The organism is Streptomyces sp. NBC_00273, assembly GCF_036178145.1.
Lineage (GTDB): Bacteria > Actinomycetota > Actinomycetes > Streptomycetales > Streptomycetaceae > Streptomyces.
Map to the genome: position 1 here is coordinate 3,406,024 of NZ_CP108067.1, position 20,183 is coordinate 3,426,206.

A 20,183-nucleotide genomic window follows, 5' to 3' on the forward strand; every position below is an offset into this window, starting at 1 on the left:
GCGCACGTGCGTCCGTTCCAGACTACAAAGGGTCCGGTCCGTCCCGCACGTACAGCAAAGGGAGCGGCCCCCGGATGTGGGAACCGCTCCCTCCACAGCGCTTTACTTGGCGCCGGCCGCACCGCGGCGGATGCCGAGGCGCTCGACCAGCGTACGGAAGCGCTGGATGTCCTTCTTGGCCAGGTACTGCAGCAGGCGGCGACGCTGGCCGACCAGGATCAGCAGACCACGACGGGAGTGGTGGTCGTGCTTGTGCGTCTTGAGGTGCTCGGTCAGGTCCGAGATGCGGCGGGAGAGCATCGCAACCTGGACCTCGGGGGAGCCGGTGTCGCCCTCCTTGGCACCGAACTCGGTGATGATCTGCTTCTTCGTAGCGGCGTCGAGCGGCACGCGTACTCCTCGTAATAGGTCTTCGTTGCCACCAAGTGCCCCAGGTCTGAGTCTCTGGGGAGCTTCCGTTACTCGGGAGGCGGGGTCCGCTGAGCGCAGTCCACAGACCCTCTCGTCGAGGAATCCGGGGGACGCGTACACAAACGGCCGTCACATAGCGTACCAGGCTGCTGCTCCGCCAGGTCTCAGCTGGTGAGAGACCTGGCGCGGGAGTACACGTCCAGCACGGCCAGGGTGAGCGGCACGAGGCTGAGCAGGACCGCCGCCTCGGTGAGGTCGAGCAGCCGCCCCCAGAAGGGTGACAGACCCTTGCGGGGAATGACCAGCGCAATTCCGGCGAGGAGGGCCGCGCCGGCGGCGACGGCGGCGGTCAGCCAGATGGTACGGAGGTCCAGGCCGCTGCTGTCGTGCTCCCGCAGGAGGGCTTCGAGCAGGTCGGTCGGCGGGTGCAGGGCCATGCCCAGGATCAGCAGCGCGATGGCGGCGAGGCCCGCGGTCAGGGCGCAGACCACCTGGGAGGTGTAACGGAAGAGGCGGGCGCGCAGCAGCATGGCGAGGCCGGTGGCGAGCGCCAGCAGGCGGCCCCAGGTGTTCTCGGAGAAGCCGAGGACGGCAGCGGCACCGACGGCGACCGCGGCGCAGCCGCCGACCAGGCCGAGCAGCATCTCGTGGCCGCGACGGGCCTGGGCGGCGATGGCCTCGGCGTCGAGCGGGGCGGCGCCCGGCTCGTGCGGGTCGGAGCCGGTCTGCTCACCGTACGGCTCGGTCTCGTAGCGGTCCGGGGTCTCGTAATCCTCGGTGGCGCTCTGCGGGGCGGCGTAGCCGATGGGCAGGCGGGCGAAGCGGGCGGAGAGGCCGGGGAGGAAGGCGACGAGGCCGATGGCGACGGGGGCGCAGACGGCGGCGGTGTGGGTGGCGGAGGCCTCGGTGGCGATGGCCACGAAGGTGGCGAGGGTTCCGGTGGCGGCGACGAAGGTGGCGGCGACGAAGGGGGCGTCCCCACTGGGGGTGAGCGCGACCAGGGCGACGGAGGCGATCAGGGCGCAGACGCAGCCGAGCAGGAACTGCAGGCGTCCGGGTCCCTGGCCGACGGCCGGGGCGATGATCCCGGAGCCGGCGATCATCAGGTGCGGGAGGGCGCCGAGGCCGAGGGCGACGGCGGAGAGGCGGTCGCGGTAGACGCGGGCGCGCACTCCGGCGACGGCGGTGAGCAGGATGCCGACGGCGCCCGCGATGATCCCGGGCAGGCCGTGCATGTCGTGGCGCAGCGGGTCGGCGTACCAGAGGACGAAGCCCAGCATGACGAGCAGCACGGCGGCGCCGGCCAGGCCCGCGCCGCGCAGCATGTCGTCGCTCCAGCGGTGCCGGTCGCGGACGACGGCGGAGGCGACGGCGTCGGACACGTCGTCGAAGACGGCGGGCGGCAGGGACTCGGCGAAGGGGCGCAGGCTCAGCACCTCGCCGTCGAGGACCTGCTGGCCGGCGAGGGTCCGGGCGCCGTCGAGGACGGTGCCGGAGCGGCGTACGAGGTGGAAGCCGGTCGGGGCGCCCACCGGCTGGGTCTGGCCGGTGAGGCGCAGCAGCTCGGGGTAGACGTCGGCGACGGCGATGTCCTCGGGGAGGGCGACGTCGATGCGACTGTCGGGGGCCACGACGGTGACCCTGCAGAAACCCGTCGTCCCGGCCGTACTCACCTGTGTGACCCCCCTGGTTGGTGCCCGCAACGGCGGAATGATTCGCGGATGCGCATGCTGCGCGCGCCACCCTACCGGGCTAATGACCGACTGTCGGCAAGTAGGATCACCGTCGCGTGGGGGAGACCCCCTTCGCGCCCGGGACTTGGGGGCGCCGGTTGCGACGTCCCGTCCGTTTTCGAGGGATTGATGCTCCGGTGAGCCAGATCGTCGTCAAACGCCCGCCGCGGTCCCTGCCGCCCGAGGTTCCGACGGAGGAGCTGCGGCTGGAGGCTCCGCCCGAACTACCGCGCGGGCAGCAGGAGGGCATGCTGATGCAGCTCCTGCCGATGCTCGGCATGGGCTCGTCCGTCGTCTTCTTCTTCATGCCGGGCGCGGCCCCCTTCATGCGCATCATGGGTGTGCTGATGCTGACGTCGACGGTGGCCATGGTCGTCGCCCAGTTGGTGCGCCACCGGCGCGGTGCGCAGGGGCAAATGGCCGATGTGCGCCGGGACTACCTCAAATATCTCGCGCAGACGCGCCGTCAGGTACGCCGGACCGCGCGGGCGCAGCGCGACGCCCAGCTGTATCTGCACCCGGCCCCCGAGCAGTTGTGGTCGGTGGTGGCGGAGGGCTCCCGGCTGTGGGAGCGGCGGGTCGGCGACCAGGACTTCGGGCAGGCGCGGCTCGGGCTGGGCGCGCAGCGCCTGGCGACCCCGCTGGTGGCGCCGGAGACCGCTCCGGTGGACGAGCTGGAGCCGCTGACCGCGGGCGCGATGCAGCGGTTCCTGAAGGTGCACTCCTCGCTGGACGGGCTGCCGATGGCGCTGTCGATCCGCGCCTTCTACCACGTGACGGTGTCCGGGGAGCCGGAGTCCGCGCGCAGTACCGCGCGGGCGATGGTGGCGCAGCTGGCGACGCTGCACTCCCCCGAGGACCTGATGGTGGCCGTGGTGGCGGCGCCGGGTGCGGTGCCCGCGTGGGACTGGACGAAGTGGTTGCCGCACACGCAGGTCCCCGGTCAGGTCGACGGGGCCGGTACGAAGCGGCTGTTCGGCGATGACCTCGCCGAGCTGGAGGGGCTGCTGGCCTCCCGGTTGGAGGGCCGGCCGCGGTTCAGCCGCGAGGTGTCCCCGGTGCTGGACCAGCCGCACCTGGTGGTCGTGCTGGACGGTGGCATGGTGCCTCCGGACTCGGTGTTCGCCGCGGCCGAGGGCCTGCAGGGCGTCACCATCGTCGAGGTGGTCGCGGGCGAGCTGGACGAGCCGCGCGGCGGGCTGTCGGTCGTGGTGCGGCCGGGCCGGCTGCGCCTGGAGTCGAGCACGGGGATCGCGTACGAGGGCGCGCCGGACGCCCTGTCGCTGCCCGCGGCGGAGGCGCTGGCCCGGCAGCTGGCACCGATGCGCACGGGCGGCGGGGACGAGGACGAGCCGCTGCTGGCCAATCTGGACTTCACCGACCTGCTGAACCTGGGCGACGCGGCCGCGGTCGACGTTGCGCGGACCTGGCGGCCTCGGTCGGCGGGCGAGCGGCTGCGCGTGCCGATCGGTGTCGGTGAGGACGGCGCCCCGGTCATGCTGGACCTGAAGGAGGCTGCCCAGGAGGGCATGGGTCCGCACGGTCTGTGCGTGGGTGCGACCGGTTCCGGCAAGTCGGAGCTGCTGCGCACGCTGGTGCTGGGTCTGGCGGTCACGCACACGTCGGAGACCCTGAACTTCGTACTCGCCGACTTCAAGGGCGGTGCGACCTTCACGGGCATGGGGCAGATGCCGCACGTCGCGGCGGTGATCACCAACCTGGCCGACGACCTCACGCTCGTGGACCGCATGGGCGACTCGATCCGCGGTGAGCTGCAGCGCCGTCAGGAGCTCCTGCGTTCGGCGGGCAACTACGCGAACATCCACGACTACGAGAAGGCCCGTGCGGCGGGTGCCCCGTTGGAGCCGCTGGCCTCGCTGGTGCTGGTCATCGACGAGTTCAGCGAGCTGCTGACGGCGAAGCCGGACTTCATCGACATGTTCATCCAGATCGGCCGCATCGGCCGTTCGCTGGGCGTGCACCTGCTGCTGGCCTCGCAGCGCCTGGAGGAGGGCAAGCTGCGCGGGCTGGACACGTACCTGTCGTACCGGATCGGTCTGCGGACCTTCTCGGCGGCGGAGTCGCGGACCGCGATCGGTGTGCCGGACGCCTACCACCTGCCGTCGGTGCCCGGTTCGGGCTACCTGAAGTTCGGTACGGACGAGATGACCCGCTTCAAGGCGGCCTACGTCTCGGGCACCTACCGCTCGGGCGGGCCGGACCTGTCGGTGGGGCAGTTCCCGGTCGAGCGGAGGCCCGCGCTGTTCACGGCGGCCCCGGTGCCGGTGGTGTACGCGGCCCCGGACCCGGCGTACCTGGCGGCGCAGGCGCCGCGGGAGGACGACGCGCTGGCGGACACGGTGCTGGACGTGATCGTGAGCCGGCTGGAGGGTCAGGGGGTGCCGGCGCACCAGGTGTGGCTGCCGCCGCTCGACCAGGCGCCGCCGCTCGACCAGCTGCTGCCGGCGCTGGCGCCGAGTCCGGAGCGCGGGCTGCACGCGGACGGGTACACGCGGCCCGGTGGGCTCGTCGTCCCGCTCGGCCTCATCGACAAGCCGTTCGAGCAGCGGCGCGAGGTGCTGTACCGGGACTTCTCGGGTGCGGCGGGCCACATGATGGTGGTCGGCGGTCCGCAGTCGGGCAAGTCGACGCTGATGCGGACGCTGATCTCCTCGTTCGCGCTCACCCACACCCCGCGCGAGGTGCAGTTCTACGGGCTGGACTTCGGTGGTGGCAGCCTGTCGTCGATCGCCGAGCTGCCGCACGTGGGCGGGATCGCCTCGCGCCTGGACCCGGAGCGGGTCCGGCGTACGGTCGCGGAGGTGGTGGGCATCCTCAACCGTCGCGAGGAGTTCTTCCGCTCGAACAACATCGACTCGATCGGCACCTACCGGCGCCGTCGGGCGGCCGGTGACCTGCCCCACGAGCCGTGGGGCGACGTGTTCCTGGTCGTCGACGGCTGGGGCAACTTCCGGGGCGAGTACGAGGGCCTGGAGCAGATCGTCACGGACATCGCCTCCCGCGGTCTGGGCTACGGCATCCACGTGGTGATCACCGCGGCGCGGTACATGGAGGTTCGGGCCGCGCTCAAGGACCAGATGCTCAGCCGTCTGGAGCTGCGGCTCGGTGACACCATGGACTCCGAGTTCGACCGCAAGGTCGCGGCGAACGTCCCCACGGGGATGCCGGGCCGCGGCCAGGTCGCGGAGAAGCTGCACTTCCTGGGCGCGCTGCCGCGGATCGACGGTTCGCACGAGGCGGCCGACCTGTCGGAGGCCACGGCCTCCTTCGTGGCCGCGGTGAAGGAGAACTGGGCGGGTCAGGCAGCTCCCGGCGTACGGCTGCTGCCGCGGCTGCTGCGTTCCGACCAGCTGCCCAAGGGCGGGGAGTACCCCGGCCGCGGGATCGCGATCGGCATCGACGAGATCGACCTGGAGCCGGTGTTCGTCGACTTCGAGTCGGACCCCTTCCTCCTCGTCTTCGGCGAGAGCGAGTCGGGCAAGACGAACCTGCTGCGGCTCATCGCCAAGCAGATCTCCGAGCGCTACACGCCGGACCAGGCGCGTCTGGTCGTCGGCGACTACCGGCGGAGCCTGCTCGGGGCGCTGCCGGAGGAGCACCTGCTGGAGTACGCGCCGATGGCGAGCTCCCTGCAGATGCACATGGAGGCGCTGGGCGGGGTGTTCTCGCGGCGGCAGCCGCCGACCGACGTCACTCCGCAGCAGCTGCGCGACCGCAGTTGGTGGACGGGCCCGGACGTGTTCATCATCATCGACGACTTCGACCTGGTCTCCACGAGCCAGGGCAATCCGCTGGCGCAGCTGGTGGAGTTCTTGCCCTTCGCCCGTGACACGGGTGTCCGCTTCATCATCGCGCGCAACTCGGCGGGTGCCTCGCGTTCGCTGTACGAGCCGTTCATGCAGCGGATCAAGGAGCTGGGCGCGCAGGGGCTGGTGCTGTCCGGCGACCCGTCCGAGGGCGACCTCGTGGGCACGGTGCGGCCGCGTCCGATGCCGCCGGGCCGGGCCAGCTTCGTCTCGCGCAAGCGGGGGACCTCGCTGGTCCAGCTCGGCCGGATGCCGGCCGGCATGTGAGCCGTCCCTCCGGTGACCGGCGGCATCGCCGCCGGTCACCGGAGGATCGGGGCATCGGGGCATCGGGCGGAAAGCGGTCCGGGCCGGTGGCGCAGCCCCGATAATCGGCCGTGAAGACCGCGTCACCGAGGGAAAGGCCGCCCATGGGCACCCAGCAGGAGAAGGACGAGCTGTACGCGCTCGACATCAGCGGTGTGGAGTGGGAGGGGCCGCCCGGGACCAGCCCGGACGAGGAGCGGGTCGAGATCGCCCGGCTCCCCGAGGGCGCGGTGGCCATGCGGTCCTCGCTGGACCGGGACACGGTGCTGCGGTACACGGCCGCCGAGTGGGAGGCCTTCGTACTCGGTGCCAGGGACGGTGAGTTCGACCTCGACCGTCCACGGCCTGAGTGAGGGTCCTGGAGCACACGTCGAAGGGGCGCGCCCGGTGCGGGCGCGCCCCTTCGGCACGTACGGACCCTCGCGGGTCCCGGCTCAGTACGCCTCGGTGAACAGGCGCGAGGCCTTCACGTCGGTGGCGCGGTAGTCGCCCTTGCCGCGCTCGATCAGCTGGGCGACGTGCTCCAGCTGCTTCTGCATGCTGTCGGCCTTGCCCTTGTACTTCGTCTGGAGCTGGACGTACTGCTCGTGCGCGGTACCGTCCCAGGTGTCGGTGACGACCTTCAGGGCCGAGTCCATCTCCTCGAGGTCCTTGAGGATGTTCTTGGAGACGGTGCGGATGCGGTCCGCCATCTGCTGGACCGTCTCATACCGGACCCGAGTGTGCCCGTCGTTAGCCATGTTCTTCTCCTTGTCGGTGCGGCCGGGTGGTGGAGGGCCCGCTGTCAGACGCTGTTGAGGCCGGAGGTGTTGCCGGACTGGCTCTGGACGGCCTTGAACGCGGCGCGCACCTCGTCGTCCTGGGCGTTGGTGAGGTTCTTGGTCTGCGCCACGGCGTTGTGCAGGACGCCGAGCATCCGGCGGATCTCGTCGTGGTCGTCGTTCACCATGGTCTGCGCGGACGTGAAGCCCGAGGCACCCACACCGGTCCACCCGGCGCTCACGGTGGCCAGGATGTCGGCCAGCTCGCGGGCCTGCGTGGTGACGGCGTTGGCCGTCTGCTCGATCTTGTTCTTCGCCTGGACGACCGGATCGTCTGCAAGTCCGAAGGTGTTCGTGCTCATCGAAGCTCCTCACTTCTCAATTCGCCGGCAGAACCGGCGGATTGCGCAGCGGAGCGGACGTGCCCGGCGCGGTTGTGGACCACGCGACCGGGCTTTCCCCCTCCGCTTCACGCGATCCCCCGATCACACTCGTGAAGCCTGGTGTCACTCTAGCCAGTTCACCGCCCGCCCCCAACACCAGTAGGGCGCTTCCGTAGATGAACTGTGACCGTTCACTGCAAACGGCGCTTACGGCTGCGGGCGTCCCGGATGACCGTCGCGGTACCGGCGATGACGGCGATCAGGATCGCGCCGATGCCGAGAGCGTACGTGCCGAACCGCTCCTCTCGCTCCTGGGCCGTCTCGGTGAGTCGCAACGGCGCCGCCTCCGGGGCGGTCGCCGGGGGCGGGCCGGGGTCGGGGACCGGGGCCTTGGGTGCCTGCTGGTCGTGGGAGAGCGCGCGCACCGGGTCGACGACGCCCCAACCCACGTAGTCGTCACGACCGTTGACCGCGCGTTCGGCGGTGTTCTGGATCTGCCAGATGATCTGCTGCGCGGACCAGTCCGGATGCTTGGCGCGCAGCAGGGCGGCGACGCCGGCGACGTACGGCGCGGAGAAACTGGTGCCGTTGTCGATGCACTGGCCGAAGCCGGGGACGGTGGAGACCATGTCGACGCCGGGCGCCGCCACCCCGATGAAGTCACCGGGCTGGGAGAACCCGGCCCGCTCGTTGTTGCGGTCCGAGGATCCGACGGCGAGCACGCCGGGGAAGGCCGCCGGGTAGGTCTTGCGCTTCTGGCCGCTCAGGCCGTCGTTGCCCGCCGAAGCCACCACCACGACGTTGGCGGCGACGGCCTTCTGGACCGACTTGCCGAGATCGGATTCGACGGACAGCTGCGCCTCGGTGTCCTGGGAGATGTTGATCACCTGGGCGCCCTTGGCCACCGCGTGGTCGATGGCCTGGCTCAGGTTCGCGGCGGTGCCCTTGCCCTGCCCGTCGTTCTGCCGTATCGGGATGATCGTGGATTCCGGGGCCAGGCCGACGAAGCCGGTGCCCTGCTGGGGGCGGGCCGCGATCAGCCCGGCGACCTTGGTGCCGTGGCCGATGGTGTCGACCGTGCCGTCGCCGCCCTTGGGGTCGACGAAGTCCTTGCCGGCTCCGGTGTCGATGGCCGCGCTGAGTTGCGGGTTCGCCCGGTCCACGCCGGTGTCGATGACCGCGACGCGGACGCTGTTGCCGCTCTTGTCCTTGCCCTTGGTCTGCGCCCACAGCTCGTCGAGCAGCAGCCGCTGGAGGGACCAGGGCCGGTCCTCGATCTGCTTCTTCATCGGGAAGGTGCACTCCCCCGCGCCGTCGAGGCGCAGCGCGTACGGGGGCTGCGCGGACGGCAGGGGCCCGTACGGGGGCTGCGGCGCGGCGGCTGCGGCCGCGGCGGCCGTGCCCGCGCCGCCCGAGGCCAGGGTGAGGACGAAGGCGGCGGCCAGGAGGGCCCGCCGGGTCCCGTGGGTCTGGGTCATCGGCGGCTTCCTCACGAACCCTGGGGCTGACGGGCGGAGTTGGTGTCCAAGCGCGGGCCCTTGGAGAGGAACTCCGACCAGGCGATGGGCACCATGGCCGGGTTGACGCCGCCGTAGCCGAGCCGGACCTGCGCCTGGCTGGGCTCGGGACGGCCGTCCGTACCGGTCTTGGACTGGTCGGGCGCACCGATCTTCGACTGCTCGGCGTCGCTGTCGCCGTTGGCCTGGACGGCGTACCGCAGACCGGTGTCGGTGACGAGGAAGAGGGAGCCGCCGGCCGTGGTCTGCTTGCCCTGGACCTGGGTGTAGAGCAGGCCCGAGCCGGGGGTGACGTACGCGCTGGTGCCGCTGGCGGTGATGTCGATGGGGAAGCCGGTGCCCGCCCACGTGCTCAGGGTCTGGTTGCCCTGGCCGTCGACCGAACGCAGGACGCTGCAGACCGTGTCGCGGTTGTTGGCCCCGCCGGTCTGCGTGCCGGCGGGCGGCGCCGTCTGGTTGATCCGTTCGGTCTTCTTCTGGGGCCACTTGATGTCGCCCGCGAACGGGGCGGCGTCCGGGTTGATCGACTGGAGGTCGACCTCGCGGGGCTTGCCGTGCATGTTGAGGCCGTCGGTCGCGGGAGCCGAGATCAGCAGCCAGGCGACGAAGTCGGAGACCGGGGCGACCTTCCCGGGCAGCACCACGTAGTGCTGTGCGCCGGAGCCGGTCTGCGCCTTGAGCACCATCCCGACCTTGTTGTCGGCGGTGCTCAGGCCCTTCACCCCGGCGTCGGTGTTCGCCTTGCCGGGCAGCGGCGGGAAGGACAGGTCGTCGCCGGAGTTGAGGGTCCCCAGCCATTCCGGGCTGACCTGCTGGGGGGTGGCGCCGGTGCCGACCAGCGCGTTGGTCATCGTCCCGGCGGCCGGGGTGCCCTCCGGGAACTTGTACTTCGTCCCGGCCGCGTCGACCAGGTAGCGCTCCTGGCCGGCGGCCGTGCTCTGCACGTACAGGGCCTGGGTGTCCGTGAGCCTGCGGGCGTCGTCCGTCTTGGTCGCCTCGCGGTCGGCGAGCACGAAGGTGGCGGTCTGCACGCCCCGACCGTTGCCGCCCGGCTGCTGGCAGACGGCCCAACGCTTGGCCTTGCCCGCGTCGTCCTTGGAGGGGAGCCGGTCGGGGGCGTACGGGATGCCGATGATGGGACCGCGCGGCGGGTCGCCCGCGTCGAGGACCTTGTCCTCGACCTGGATCACCTTGAACTTCGCCGGATCCAGCAGGAGTCGGGCGGAGGCGAGGTTCAGCACCGGGTGCAGCCGGGTCTGGTCCTTGCCGCCCACCTTGGTCGTCAGGACCACGTACCGCGTCGTCGAGTCCTTGCCGACGATGACCCTGGTCCCCGGTTCCGCCCAGCCCTTGGGGGCGGTCGGCTTGAACATGCCCCAGGCGCCGAATCCGGCGAGCACGAGCGCGCCGACGATCAGCCCGGGAAGGACCGCGCGCAGCGGGCGCGGCGCGCCCTCCTCGGTACCCGTGGCGGATGGCTGGAGGAACGCGGCCACCGTGCGCCGCTTCGCAAAGGTGTACGCGTTGAGCTCATCACGTCGTGATGCCATGACCGCCTGCTTCTCCCCGCACGGCCCGGCCGGTGAGTACGGTCCCCGGGCCTCGATTGTCGGACCGGGCACCTACTATGCCTCTTGACGGACGGTATGAAGGGGCCGGGTAGGGTGAGGCTGCCGCCCAGCCCCTTCCGCACCGGTTCAATCAGGGCTTGTTGGGGTGGATTGGGGAGATTCCGGGGTCGTGCGGCAGGTGTCGCGCAGTGCCGGAACTCATGGGGTCTGGCCCCGGAGAGGGGAAGTGCGCGAGTGATGGCCACCGCGACGGAGCAACAGACCGGCGCGCCCGCACCGGCACGTGTCGGGGTGACGCCGCATCCGAAGTCGAGCCCCGGCCGCTTCGGTCCGTTCCGACTGCAACAGCTCGTGCTGCTCCAAGTCGCGGCAGCCGCCCTCCTGGTGGCCTGGGTGGTCGAACCCCTGCTGCTGGTTCCCACCGGTGTGCTCGCGCTCGTCCTGGTGGTGCTCGCCGTCGTACGCCGCCACCAGCGCTCGCTGCCGGAGTGGATCGGCGGCGTGCTCGCACTGCGTTCGCGCCGGCGCCGGGCCGCCTCCTTCACCGTACCCGCGGGCACGGAGCCGGGACTCGCCCCGCTGGTCGAGGCCGATCCGGCGCTGCGCACCCTCACCTTCAGCGACCGTGACCGGCGTCCGGTCGGGATGGTCGGCGACGGGACCTTCCTGACCGCGGTCGTCCAGGTGGACACGGACGCCACCGCGCTGCGGCCCGACCGGGCGACGCGGCCGCTGCCGCTGGCCGTCGTACGGGACATCCTCGAAGTGGACGGCATCCGGCTGGAGTCCGCGCAGCTCGTGCAGCACACCCAGCCGGCGCCGGCCCCGCACCTGCCCGCGCAGTCGATGGCGACCCGCAACTACGCCCCGCTGCAAGCCCGGACGGGTACCCCGGCGGTCCGGCTGACGTGGATCGCCCTCAAGCTCGACCCGGAGCTGTGCCCGGAGGCGGTCACCGCGCGCGGTGGCGGGCTGGTCGGTGCGCAGCGCTGCCTGGTGCGCGCGGCGGACCAGTTGGCGAGCCGGCTGGCCGGGGCCGGGTTCACGGCCACCGTGTTGACCGAGCAGGAGCTGACGGCGGCGCTGGCCACCTCCTCGTGCGCGAACCCGATGGCGATCACCCAGGCCGGGCGGTCGAACAGCACCGGGCGGCGGACCGAGGAGACCTCGCGGACCTGGCGCTGCGACGACCGGCGGCACACGACGTACTGGATAGGCCGCTGGCCGCAGCTGGGCGGCACGGGGGCGGCGGCACTGCCGCAGTTCGTGGCGCTCCTGACCTCGCTGCCCGCGCTCGCGACGAACTTCAGCCTGACGATGGCCCCGGCGGAGCGACAGGGCGTCACCCTGAGCGGACACGTACGGGTGACGGGGCGGAGCGACGAGGAACTGGTCACGGCACGACGGGAGTTGGAGAGGACGGCGCGGGGCGTGAAGGCCGGGCTGGTCCGGCTCGACCGGGAACAGGTGCCGGGGCTGCTGGCTTCGCTGCCGCTGGGAGGGGCGCGATGAGGGGCGGATTCGGGCTGGTCGGCCCGCGTCGGGAGCGGCACGTGGTCCCGGTCGCGGACCTGGATCTACTGGCGCTGCCCGTCGGGGACGACGGGGTCGTCATCGGTGTGGACGCCGAGGGCCGGTCGGCGGTGCTCGGCATCAACCGGCCGACGCCGTACGAGGTGACGCTGATCGGCGGACTGTGGACGGCGCAAGTGCTGGCGCTGCGCGCGGCGGCCACGGGTGCGCGCGTGGCCGTGGAGACCGGGCGCGGACAGGTGTGGTCCGGGCTGGCCCAGGCGGCGGGCGGCGGGCAGCAGTGCGTGACCCTGCACGAGGTGGGCCGGATCCCGCCGCAGGGCGCCTCGGCGGGCAGCCCGGTGCTGGTGATCCGTGACTGCGGGATGCGGCCGCCGCGCGGGCGCGTGGTGGCCGGGCCGTGGCAGTCGGTGCTGACCCTGCTGCCGTACCTGAGCCCGACGGCGCCGCGCCTGCTCCAGCAGTCGTCCCTGGTGGGGGTGCAGCGGGTGTCCCCGGACGAGGCGGAGCAGATCGGCCGCCTGATGCAGCTCCCGAGACAGGCGGTGGACTCCCTGCCGACGCTGGGCGACGGGGTGACCCTGTGGTGCACGCCGCGGGACCGGCAGTTCGTGATGACCCAGGGGACGGACGCGGAGACGGGCCTGCTGGGCGGGGCCCGGCGCATCGACTGACGCGGCCCTCCGAGGCGGGCGGACAGTGGTGTCGGGGCGCGATTAGGCTGGGTCCGGGCGCGGCGAGGTGGGCGCCGGACCAGTGTTCGACAGACCAGGAGGACCAGTGAGCGGCGATCGGAACGAGAGGCGCGGCGGGACGTGGGACGTCCCGACGGACGATCAGTCCGACGCGGAGCCCGAGGTGACGGGCGAGTTCACCATCGACTACACCCCGCCCGCCTGGTACATGCAGGGCGGGACGCCGTCCGTGCAGGTACCGGGACTCCCCGAGGGCAGCGGCTTCGAGCCCCACCGTCCGTCGGAGCTGGGATCGCCCTCGACGATGCGGATCGCTCCGCCGGTCCCGCAGACGCCGTCCGACGGAGCGGGCCTGCCGGCTCCCTTCCCGCCCGTTCCCGCGGCCCCGGTCGAACCGGCCCCGGCGCACCAGGCTCCGGCACTGCCGTACTCGACCCCGGCCCCGGTGCCCGCCCCGACCGAGGTTCCCGCACCGGCTCCGGCGGCCGAGGCTCCGGCTCCTGCTCCGGCCCCCTTCGAGTCGGCGCTGCCCTACGCGGCCCCGGCCCCGGCCCCGGTTCCCGCCCCGAGCGAGGCGCCTGCCCCGGCTCCGGCTCCGGTCGAGGCGCCTGCCCCTGCTCCGGTCAAGGCTGCGGCTCCCGCCGAGAACGCTCCGTCGGCGCTCGAAGCCCCGGCACCGGTCGAGCCGTTCCCGGCCCCGACCCCGGTCGCCGACGTGCCCGTACCCGTGCCCGCGGCCGAGGAGGTCGCTCCGGAGCCGGCTCCCGTCGACCCCCCGCCCGTGACGCCGTTCCCCGCCCTGCCGCCCGTCGACGTGGTCACGCCGTACCCGGCCCTGCCGTCGGCCCCCCTCGTGGAGCCGGTAGCCGAGCCGGTCGCGGAGCCGGCGGAGGTTCCGCCCGCGCCCTGGGCCGGACCGCAGAGCACTCCCGCCGAGGGAACGCCCGTACTGCCGCCCGCCGAGCAGCCCGCAGCGGCGCAGGCGCCAGCGCCGGTCAACCCCGCGGACGCGCCCCCGGCCGTCGTGGAGAACCCGTTCGGGGGACCCGCCGGCGAACTGCCGTCGCCGCCGCCCGCGTTCGGAGCTCCGGACGCCTACCCGTTCCCGCCGCCGGCTCCCGCTCCGCCGCAGCCCCAGCAGCCCCAGCACTACGACCCGCGCACCGCCGGCCAGTGGTCGCCCGGGCCCGGGCAGCAGCAAACCCCGCAGCACCAGCCCCAACCGCACCCGCAGCCGCAGCCGCACGACCCGCGCTACTCGGCCGGCCAGACCGGTGGCGGCGCGCCCCTCGGCTACACCGCCGCCGTCGAGCTGTCGTCCGACCGCCTGCTGCGCAACAAGCAGAAGCCCAAGAACAACAACAACGGCGTCGGCGGCCTGTTCCGCTTCGGCGGCAAGGCGGCCGAAGCGGAGCGCCAGCGCAAGCTGGAGCTGATCCGCACCCCGGTCATGTCCTGCTACCGGATCGCCGTCATCAGTCTCAAGGGCGGCGTCGGCAAGACCACGACCACCACCGCCCTCGGTGCCACCCTCGCCACCGAGCGCCAGGACAAGATCCTTGCCATCGACGCGAACCCCGACGCCGGTACGCTCGGCCGCCGGGTCCGCCGCGAGACCGGCGCCACCATCCGGGACCTGGTCCAGGCGATCCCGTACCTGCACTCGTACATGGACATCCGCCGGTTCACCTCGCAGGCGCCCTCCGGTCTGGAGATCATCGCCAACGACGTGGACCCGGCCGTCTCCACGACCTTCAACGACGAGGACTACCGCCGCGTCATCGAGACGCTGGGCCGCCAGTACCCGATCATCCTCACCGACTCGGGCACCGGCCTCCTCTACTCCGCCATGCGCGGCGTCCTGGACCTGGCCGATCAGCTGATCATCATCTCGACCCCGTCCGTGGACGGCGCCAGCAGTGCCAGCACCACCCTCGACTGGCTCTCCGCGCACGGGTACGCCGACCTCGTCTCGCGCTCCCTCACCGTCATCTCGGGGGTCCGCGAGACCAGCAAGATGATCAAGATCGAGGACATCGTGCAGCACTTCGAGACCCGCTGCCGCGGTGTCGTCGTGGTGCCGTTCGACGAGCACCTCGCGGCCGGCGCCGAGGTCGACCTCGACATGATGCGGCCCAAGACGCGCGAGGCGTACTTCAACCTCTCCGCACTCGTGGCCGAGGACTTCCTGCGGGCCCAGCAGCAGGCCCCGCAGGGGCACTGGGGTGCGCCGCAGCAGCCCCACGCTCCTCAGCAGCCTTACGGGCAGCAGCCCCCTCAGCAGCCCCAGCCGTACGGCCAGCCCCCGGGCCAACCCCCGTACCAGCAGCCGCCGCAGCAGCAGCAGCCCTACGGACAGCCGTACCCCCAGCCCGGCCAGCCCTGGCAGCAGCCCCAGGCCCCGCAGCAGCAGCCGCCCCAGCCCCAGCAGCCCCCGCGCGACCCGCGCCTCGGCTGACCGGCGACACAGCGAAGGGCCCGTACCACCCCGAGGGGGGTACGGGCCCTTCCGCTTCGTTCGTCAGCGCTTCAAGTCGTACGCGTCCGTCAACACCCGCGCCCGCTTCACGTCGTTCGCGATCGCTTCCAGCAGCCCGTCCAGCGACTCGAACTTCGCCATCCCCCGCACGTAGGCCAGGAAGTCGACGGCGACGTGCATCCCGTACAGGTCCAGCCCCACGCGGTCGATCGCGTACGCCTCCACGGTCCGCTCGGTCGCGTCGAACTGCACGTTCGTCCCCACCGAGATCGCCGCGGGCATCCGCTCGCCGTCCGCCGTCAGCCAGCCCGCGTAGACCCCGTCCGCCGGGATCGCGGTGTGCGGCTGCGTCTCGACGTTCGCCGTCGGGTAGCCGAGTTCGCGCCCGCGCTGCGCACCGCGCACCACCACGCCCTCGACCCGGTGCGGACGCCCCAGGATCTCCGCCGCGCCGTCCATGTCGCCCTCCGAGACCAGCCTGCGTGCCAGCGTCGAGGAGAACGGCACCCCGCCGCCCGCCTCGCCCCGCTCGACCAGGTCCACGACGTCCACCTCGTAGTCGTACGTGGAGCCCAGCTCGCGAAGGAAGTCGACGTTCCCGGCGGCCCGGTGGCCGAAGCGGAAGTTCGGACCCTCGATGACGGCGCGCGCGTGCAGCTTGTCGACGAGGACCTTCACGATGAAGTCGGCCGGGGACAGCTGGGAGAACTCCGCCGTGAACGGCAGGATCAGCAGCGCGTCCACCCCCAGCCCGGCCATCAGCTCGGCGCGCCGGTCGTACGGGGCCAGGATCGGCGGGTGGCTGCCGGGGCGGACCACCTCGCTCGGGTGCGGGTCGAAGGTGACCACCACGGAGGGGACGCCGAGCTCGCGCGCCGTGGCCACCGCCCGCCCGATGATCAGCTGATGTCCCCGGTGCACGCCGTCGTAGGAGCCGATGGTGACGACGCTGCGTCCCCAGTCCTGGGGGATGTCCTCCAAGCCACGCCAGCGCTGCACTGTGACCGCTCCTCGCCCGAACCCGTTTAGTCCTTGAACTGATTGCCGATTGCAGGTCTAAGACTGCCATGCCGGTGGCCGGTGCCCCGCATCGGCATCTGACTGGATGCGCCACCGTGTCTGTCGTCACGTCACGTCCGCGGCCGCCCTGCTCAGGGTCTCCACCGTCTGCCGGGCGCTCGGCCCGAGCAGGGCCGCGGCCTCCGCTCCCGCCGTCGCCTGCCAGCGGGCCACCAGCGCCCCGAAGGCCGGTTCGGCCCGGGCCAGCTCCACCGTCCGCCGTTCGAAGACCGCCGCCCCGCCCGGGGCCCGCAGCAGCTGCCGCCCGGTGCGCCGCAGCAACTCCCGCGTACGCGCCTCCCGGCGCCCGGAGGCCCCGGCCGCGACGGCTCCGAGGAACACGTCGAGCACCTGCGGATCAACCTCCTCGCGCAGCAGGGTGTCGGCCAGCTCACCGCGCAGCGGGTGGGAGGCCTCGCCGCCCGGTGCGGCCAGTACGACGGCCAGTGCGGCCCGCACCACGGCCGGGGCGCCGAGGAGCAGGTCCAGGACCAGGGGCCGCACCACCGAGGCGGCGGCCGGGCCCTGGTCGAGCCGCCGGTCCACGAAGAAGGCGGCGTGCGGCGCGTCCCCGGGGTTCCGTGCGAGGTGCTCCCGTACGAGGTCACCCGCGCGTCGGGCCAGCCCCGGCGTGGTCAGCGCGGCCAGGGCGCGCACCACCTCCCCGTCGGCCCGGGCCCGCAGGGCGGCGAACACCTCGCCCGGGTCGGGCAGCACGGGCAGGGCCGCGACCAGCGCCGCCGCGGGCAGCCGGGAGCCGGGCTCGGGGTCGCGGAAGCAGGCGAGGGCGTCGGGCAGGTAGCGACCGCGCACCTGCGGGTCGCGGAGCAGGATCGCGAGTGCGCTGCCGTGCAGGGTGGTGTCGGCGGGGCGGGCGAGCAGCGTCTGGGCGGCGTGGCGCAGCAGCTCGCGGTCGGCGGGGGTGCGCACGTGCGGGGCGGTGGCGAGCCCGTAGGCGGCGGCTGCGACCCGCCGCCCGGGGCGTTCGTCCTGCGCCCAGCGGTCGACGGCCCGGCACAGGGCGGACGGCTCCTCCTCGGCGAGTACGGCGAGCAGCTCGTCGGCGCGCGGGTGCGCGGCGGTGACGAGCGCCTCGGTGAGGTCGTCCACGGCGAGGCCGCGGTGGGTGTGCAGCAGGGCCTGCGCGGCAGTGGCGACGGTGGCCCCGGGGCGGCCGCGCAGCCGGCGGCCGTCGGTGAACCAGGCGCAGAGCAGCGGCTGCGCGCGCTGCGGGTCCCGGGCGAGGCGGCGGGCCGCGGCATCGAGGTAGCGGTCGCCGGGGACTGCCTCGGCTGGGTCGGCGGGCAGCAGCCGGCGCAGCAGGTCGAGGCGGTCGGGCTCGGGCAGCCGCAGCCGGTTCCAGAACCAGCCGCCGAACTCCCCCGGGCCGGCGCGGGCCACGTGCTCGGCGAGGGCGTGCAGGACGGGGAGGTGGGGCCGGGCGTCGGGGGCCCGGAGCAGGGTTTCGCGCAGTAGCCGGGCGGCCCACCAGGCGCTGTCCGCAGTGGCCCGCTCCGGTTCCTCGGTGAAACGGTTGAGCCGGTGGACCAGCCCGGTGAGCTCGCCGCGCAGCCGGTCGGGGGCGAGCCTGCGCAGGGCCTCCAGGACGGGCCCGATGCGGTGCCGGGGCACGGGCGGCCCGGGTTCGGCGAGGCCGTGGACGAGCAGGCCGAGGGCCGTCGGAACGTCCAGGTGGCCGGCCTGGATCCAGTCGGACAGCTCCTCGTGGGCGAAGCGGTAGCCGGGCCCGGCGGGCACCAGCAGTCCCTCGGTGAGCACGGCGGAAGCCCAGCCGGTACGCCAGGGGAACAGTTCCTCGAACGAGGCCCGGTCCAGCTGACCCTGCCCGGGTCCCAGGACGCGCCGCGCGGCCTCGTGGACCCGGCCGGCCACGCGGGCCGCGAGCCGCTTGACCCCGGGCCCGTGCACCTTGGCGCCGCCGGCGTCGGCACAGGCCGAGGCGATGCGGACGGCGGTGCGCAGGCACAGCAGGTCCAGGTGCGCGGCGAAGACCTCGTCGCGGCCGGGGCGTCCGGCGGTGACCCCGGCGGCCCGGATCCCGGCGAGCAGGTGCAGGGTGAGCGGGTGCCGGGCGTCGGCTTCCCGGACGGCGTCCGCGGGGATGCCGAGGCGGGCCCGGGCCGTCTCGGCCTCGGCGGCGTCGAGGTCCGCGAGCGGGAGGGCCGGCGGCAGCCGTCGGGCGGGCCGGGCCGGGGTGTGGAGCGCCCCGGGCGGGTAGAGGGCGCCCGCCCCTTCCCAGTACTCGGGCCGGGCGGCGACGACGAGCCGGGTCCCGGTCGCGTGCAGCCACGCGGCGGTGGCGTTGGTCCAGGGGCCGAGCCGGTGGGCGAGCTCCGGCGGCATCTCCTCCGGGGCGTCGAGCACGACGAGCAGGCGGCGGCCGGCGCGGGCGACGACGTGCGCAAGGTGCGCTGCGGTTCCGGCCGCCGGTTGGCTGCGCCGCTCGGCCGGGGTAGTTCCGCTGAAGCCCGGCGCCGACTGCCCGCACCCCTCGACCGGGGTAGTTCCGCCGGAGCTGGCTACCGGTTGGCTGCGACGCTCGCCAGGTGGGGTTCCTGCAGGGCCCGGCGCCGGCTGGCTGCGCCCCTCGCCCGAGCCCGGCGCCGGCTGGCCGCACCCCTCGACCGGGATCGTTCCGCCCGAGCCGGATACCGGTTGGCCGTGCCGCTCGGCCGGGGCGGGTCCGGTGGGGTCGGGCGCGTGCCGGGGCGTCTCCTCGGGCACCGGACGTCGCGAGGGGTCGGAGGGCGCGGCGGTAGTGCGTTCGGCGCCCTGCGAGAGGGGCCCCGACACGCTCCCGGCCCCGTCGTGACCGCGCGCGGCCGCGACGATCCGGGCCGCCTCGGTCAGGGCCCGGGTCGCCGCGTCGGCCAGGGAGGTGTCGGTGGCACGGAGGTCCGCGCCGCGCAGCCACAGGGTCGGCGCCGGGCAGACACCCCGCGCGCGGCGTACGGCCAGGGCCGTGGTGCGGCCCGTACCCGGGTCTCCCACGAGGCCGAGGACCGTGCGGTCCCCGGTGGTGAAGGCGGCCAGTTCGGCGGCGATGCCCGGGCGCTCCACGGGTGCCGGCTCGTCCCGGGGGACAGCGGCGCCGAGCGTGGTCGCGGTCAGTTCCAGCGCCCCGGCGAGGTTCAGGTCGGCGCCGTGGCCGGGCACGGTCGCGGCATTGCGCTCCAGCAGTGCGGCCAGCGGGCCGTGCGGATCGACGTCGGCCGCCGCCCGCAGGGCCACCGCGAAGCCTCCGGAGCGGTGTTCCGCCCGCAGCGCGGTGCCCACCACCGCGAGCACCGCTCCGGTCCCGGCGTCGAGCACCGGACCCCCGGATGCCTCCCCGCCCAGCAACAGCGCGTCCCGGCCGTCGGTGCCGATCGCCAGCTCCACGGCCACGCCCCCGGGCACCGCGTGGGACCGGTCCACCGCCGAGTAGCTGACCTCCGCGCCCCCCAGCACCCGCGCCTGCCGCCATCCCCGCGCGGGCAGCCGTACGTAGGTACCGGGATCGATCGCCTCGCGCAGCGCCACCGGGAGCGGTCGCATTCCGAGTCCGTCGGTCCGCACCAGCGCCAGCGCGAGTCCCGGCAGGGCGGTCACGTCCGCCGCCTCGGCCAGCCAGGTCCGCCCGGCGGGTCCCGGCGCGCGCACTACCACCCGGGTCAGCCCGTCGACGGCCTCGTGACTGGTGACCACCGTCCCGCGGTCGTCGGCGACGAACCCACTGCCGCGCGCCCGCCCCGCGGGATCGCAGATTGTGACGAGCTCCGCCATGGCCGCACCACTCCCCGCACCGCTCCCCCGCAACACCCCGTGCTCACGACGGTAGGCAGGTGAAGATCAGCACGAAAAGCACGCGAGGCGAAAGCGCCCCCTTACGCTCCCTCCGTCACTCC

13 protein-coding genes are annotated in these 20,183 nt (G+C 73.4%); 5 read left to right on the forward strand and 8 right to left on the reverse strand.

Going from position 1 to position 20,183, the window contains the following annotated elements:
- Positions 1-102: 102 nt before the first annotated feature.
- Both rpsO and eccD read right to left on the reverse strand, forming a co-directional pair.
- Positions 103-390, reverse strand: coding sequence for a 30S ribosomal protein S15 (rpsO, locus tag OG386_RS14205; protein ID WP_030011220.1), 288 nt, complete (start codon positions 388-390; stop codon positions 103-105).
- A 185-nt stretch (positions 391-575) separates the two neighbouring features.
- Positions 576-2,084, reverse strand: coding sequence for a type VII secretion integral membrane protein EccD (eccD, locus tag OG386_RS14210; RefSeq protein ID WP_328788480.1), 1,509 nt, complete (start codon positions 2,082-2,084; stop codon positions 576-578).
- A gap of 197 nt (positions 2,085-2,281) precedes the next feature.
- Between eccD and eccCa the strand changes: the two genes are divergently transcribed.
- Positions 2,282-6,238 (forward strand): type VII secretion protein EccCa, encoded by a 3,957-nt coding sequence (gene eccCa, locus OG386_RS14215; RefSeq protein ID WP_328788481.1) that lies wholly within the window; start codon positions 2,282-2,284, stop codon positions 6,236-6,238.
- 143 nt (positions 6,239-6,381) lie between these two features.
- The gene (locus OG386_RS14220) at positions 6,382-6,630 is read left to right on the forward strand and encodes a DUF397 domain-containing protein (protein WP_328788482.1); all 249 of its coding nucleotides are present in this window, start codon (positions 6,382-6,384) and stop codon (positions 6,628-6,630) included.
- 81 nt (positions 6,631-6,711) lie between these two features.
- On the opposite strand, the gene OG386_RS14225 is transcribed toward OG386_RS14220, so the two are convergent.
- From OG386_RS14225 to eccB, 4 genes are all read right to left on the reverse strand, one after another.
- Positions 6,712-7,017 carry a WXG100 family type VII secretion target gene (locus OG386_RS14225; protein ID WP_030009524.1) on the reverse strand — a complete coding sequence of 102 codons (306 nt, stop codon included), beginning with the start codon at positions 7,015-7,017 and terminating at the stop codon, positions 6,712-6,714.
- Between the two features lie 44 nt (positions 7,018-7,061).
- Complete coding sequence (locus OG386_RS14230; protein ID WP_328788483.1) at positions 7,062-7,400, reverse strand: WXG100 family type VII secretion target; 339 nt, start codon at positions 7,398-7,400, stop codon at positions 7,062-7,064.
- 212 nt (positions 7,401-7,612) lie between these two features.
- Positions 7,613-8,899: a type VII secretion-associated serine protease mycosin gene (gene mycP, locus OG386_RS14235; protein WP_328788484.1), complete on the reverse strand. Its 1,287-nt coding sequence runs from the start codon at positions 8,897-8,899 to the stop codon at positions 7,613-7,615.
- A gap of 11 nt (positions 8,900-8,910) precedes the next feature.
- Positions 8,911-10,488, reverse strand: coding sequence for a type VII secretion protein EccB (eccB, locus tag OG386_RS14240; protein ID WP_327382972.1), 1,578 nt, complete (start codon positions 10,486-10,488; stop codon positions 8,911-8,913).
- Positions 10,489-10,746: 258 nt separating this feature from the next.
- Between eccB and eccE the strand changes: the two genes are divergently transcribed.
- The 3 genes from eccE (at position 10,747) to OG386_RS14255 (ending at position 15,195) form a co-directional block, all read left to right on the forward strand.
- The gene (gene eccE, locus OG386_RS14245) at positions 10,747-12,021 is read left to right on the forward strand and encodes a type VII secretion protein EccE (protein WP_328788485.1); all 1,275 of its coding nucleotides are present in this window, start codon (positions 10,747-10,749) and stop codon (positions 12,019-12,021) included.
- Entirely contained in the window at positions 12,018-12,716 is a 699-nt protein-coding gene (locus OG386_RS14250; RefSeq protein WP_328788486.1) for a hypothetical protein, read from the forward strand. The genes eccE and OG386_RS14250 overlap by 4 nt, the downstream gene beginning before the upstream one ends.
- Positions 12,717-12,822: 106 nt before the next feature.
- Complete coding sequence (locus tag OG386_RS14255) at positions 12,823-15,195, forward strand: SCO5717 family growth-regulating ATPase (protein WP_328788487.1); 2,373 nt, start codon at positions 12,823-12,825, stop codon at positions 15,193-15,195.
- Positions 15,196-15,258: 63 nt separating this feature from the next.
- Here the strand turns inward: OG386_RS14255 and OG386_RS14260 are convergent, their stop codons facing one another.
- Positions 15,259-16,215 (reverse strand): bifunctional riboflavin kinase/FAD synthetase, encoded by a 957-nt coding sequence (locus OG386_RS14260; RefSeq protein ID WP_327382977.1) that lies wholly within the window; start codon positions 16,213-16,215, stop codon positions 15,259-15,261.
- Between the two features lie 126 nt (positions 16,216-16,341).
- Positions 16,342-20,061, reverse strand: coding sequence for a serine protease (locus OG386_RS14265; protein ID WP_328788488.1), 3,720 nt, complete (start codon positions 20,059-20,061; stop codon positions 16,342-16,344).
- Positions 20,062-20,183 lie beyond the last annotated feature (122 nt).

Bases quoted from the DNA above. Each gene is read 5' to 3' on its own strand.
- OG386_RS14220 (WP_328788482.1), top strand. From the start codon at position 6,382: ATGGGCACCCAGCAGGAGAAGGACGAGCTGTACGCGCTCGACATCAGC.
- OG386_RS14225 (WP_030009524.1), bottom strand. From the start codon at position 7,017: ATGGCTAACGACGGGCACACTCGGGTCCGGTATGAGACGGTCCAGCAG.
- OG386_RS14230 (WP_328788483.1), bottom strand. From the start codon at position 7,400: ATGAGCACGAACACCTTCGGACTTGCAGACGATCCGGTCGTCCAGGCG.
- mycP (WP_328788484.1), bottom strand. From the start codon at position 8,899: ATGACCCAGACCCACGGGACCCGGCGGGCCCTCCTGGCCGCCGCCTTC.
- eccB (WP_327382972.1), bottom strand. From the start codon at position 10,488: ATGGCATCACGACGTGATGAGCTCAACGCGTACACCTTTGCGAAGCGG.
- eccE (WP_328788485.1), top strand. From the start codon at position 10,747: ATGGCCACCGCGACGGAGCAACAGACCGGCGCGCCCGCACCGGCACGT.
- OG386_RS14250 (WP_328788486.1), top strand. From the start codon at position 12,018: ATGAGGGGCGGATTCGGGCTGGTCGGCCCGCGTCGGGAGCGGCACGTG.
- OG386_RS14265 (WP_328788488.1), bottom strand. From the start codon at position 20,061: ATGGCGGAGCTCGTCACAATCTGCGATCCCGCGGGGCGGGCGCGCGGC.